General features: G+C 43.4%; 2 protein-coding genes and 1 pseudogene. All 3 read left to right on the top strand.

All coding sequences use genetic code 11. The features are described from left to right. Positions 1-292 (top strand): annotated as a pseudogene (locus tag H6G26_RS41360) (IS4 family transposase); the annotation flags it as partial. 25 nt (positions 293-317) lie between these two features. Beyond that, positions 318-1,019, top strand: a complete 702-nt coding sequence (locus H6G26_RS41365; RefSeq protein ID WP_190737898.1) for a hypothetical protein — start codon at positions 318-320, stop codon at positions 1,017-1,019. Continuing rightward, on the top strand, positions 1,007-1,606 hold the full coding sequence (locus H6G26_RS41370; protein ID WP_190737900.1) for an alpha-ketoglutarate-dependent dioxygenase AlkB: 600 nt from the start codon (positions 1,007-1,009) through the stop codon (positions 1,604-1,606). Before H6G26_RS41365 ends, H6G26_RS41370 begins: the two co-directional genes overlap by 13 nt. Positions 1,607-1,936: the final 330 nt, after the last annotated feature.

Below are 1,936 nucleotides of genomic sequence, written 5' to 3' on the forward strand. Positions count from 1 at the left end.
ACGACTAATTTCCCTAATATTATTAATCTCACTTGCCTATACTGCTGCAACTATATCTGGTCAAAAAGTTAAACGTATGGGTGTTCAAAAATATGTCGGTCGAATCAAAGAATCTGCGCGTACAGTTCGCCGTCATAGCAGTTTTTATATTGGATTATATGGGTCTAACTGGGTCGATTTTATGGAAAATTCTTATGAATTAGTCGCCGAATTATTGACACTAAATCTTAATAAGCGTAAGTACTACCAGCAAGGAGAGAGGGCTATGAGGCTTATTCTATCTGCGTCCTAGCCCTTTTTGTAGCCCCGCAAGGCTTATGACTGTTGCACAACTGCTGACACCACAACTATACTCTCCTAAATCTACAGGAGAAACTGTTGGTAGGCATCCATTGAACTTTTACGAGTCTCCATCATGGTTTACTACGGAATTGCTGTGCCATGTTCCGTTATCTGGTGTCATTGGTGAGCCTTGTGTAGGGATGGGGGCAATCGCATCGTTACTATCGGTGTGGCCCTACACCAAGCAAATGTGGACAAACGATATTGATCCACATAAACCGGCTGATTACCATCTGGATGCAACACTATCCGAGTCATGGGCTAAGTTTCCTGATTGTGAGTGGATCTGCACCAACCCACCATATTCGGAGTTTGCTGCACCAATCATCAGAAATGCTTACCAGAAAGCGCGTGTGGGTGTAGCTGCATTCCTTCTAACCAGCTTTCTTGAACCTTGCGATGACCGCGCGGATTTCTTACAGCAGCACCCACCGTCACTTGTACTAATTTTGCCCCGCTTCTGTTTTCGGAAAGACAAACGGGGTACTCGTTGGGCTACCGATAACGTTACTATCTCGTGCTTTGTCTGGGACAAACGCGCAACAGGGCAGCAAATTATTATTCGTCCCAAGTCGGCGATCGCTGGGTTTTATAAGAACCCTGAGCAGGCTATTTCACGAGAACGGGCAGAAGAAATTGTTCAAGCAATTGCCAAAGGAGAATTATGCAACAACTAACTTTATTTCCTGAATCTGCTCCTACTTTACCAGTCAACTATTATCCAGAGTTTCTGAACAAGGAAGAAGCCGATGAACTCTACCAACATTGCCAAGAACTGCAATGGAAACAAAATCAAATCAGGATGCTGGGTAAAACTATGCCTGTTCCGCGCTTAGAGTGCATTTATGGCGATGAAGGCTGTGATTACCTTTACTCTAAAAGTGTACTACTCAAACCACTACCTTGGACAGACGCTCTGGCTAAGTTACGCGACAGAATCACCGCCACTACTGGTTACAGCTTCCGCATCGTCATCGGCAATCAGTATAAAAGTGGACAGCATTCTATCGGTTGGCACAACGACAATGAAGCTTCGATGGGGCTAAATCCTGCAATCGCATCCATCAGTCTGGGTTCGGTTCGTAAATTCCAAATCAAGCCCATCGGGGGTAAGCCGACTGACTTTTGGCTGGAGCATGGGAGTCTGCTGGTAATGCTTCCGGGTTGCCAGAGTACTCATCTGCATCAAGTTCCGAAGACTAATAAGGTCGTTAGTACACGGATTAATCTAACTTTTCGACCGCACATAGGGGGCAGGAAATGAGTATTTTATCTGGATTTAAACTTTATCCAGCCAGAAATCAAGCAAGGTAAATTGCCTCCAATTATGAGGCTAAAACCTGCATCCAGAATCATATAAATTTCTCCACACTCAACATTTAAGTTTTAGAGGATGAACAATTTTCACTTCTCTTCAAAAGCAAAACCCTCGATATTTTGGCGCAAATCGAGGGAAAAGAAAACTAAGTAATCAGGGAAAATATATCTATGAGTTTAGCAGAAAATCAGCTTAATAATCGGACAGCTTTTGAAGTCTTCATTCCCGGTTTTTTTGATGATTATCCACTTGAATCATCAGAATTCAGGCTGTACG

This window comes from Nostoc sp. FACHB-888 (assembly GCF_014696655.1).
Classification (GTDB): Bacteria; Cyanobacteriota; Cyanobacteriia; order Cyanobacteriales; family Nostocaceae; genus Nostoc.

What these genes read in the sequence shown, in the direction of transcription:
- H6G26_RS41365 (WP_190737898.1), top strand. Translation starts at nt 318, where the DNA reads ATGACTGTTGCACAACTGCTGACACCACAACTATACTCTCCTAAATCT.
- H6G26_RS41370 (WP_190737900.1), top strand. Translation starts at nt 1,007, where the DNA reads ATGCAACAACTAACTTTATTTCCTGAATCTGCTCCTACTTTACCAGTC.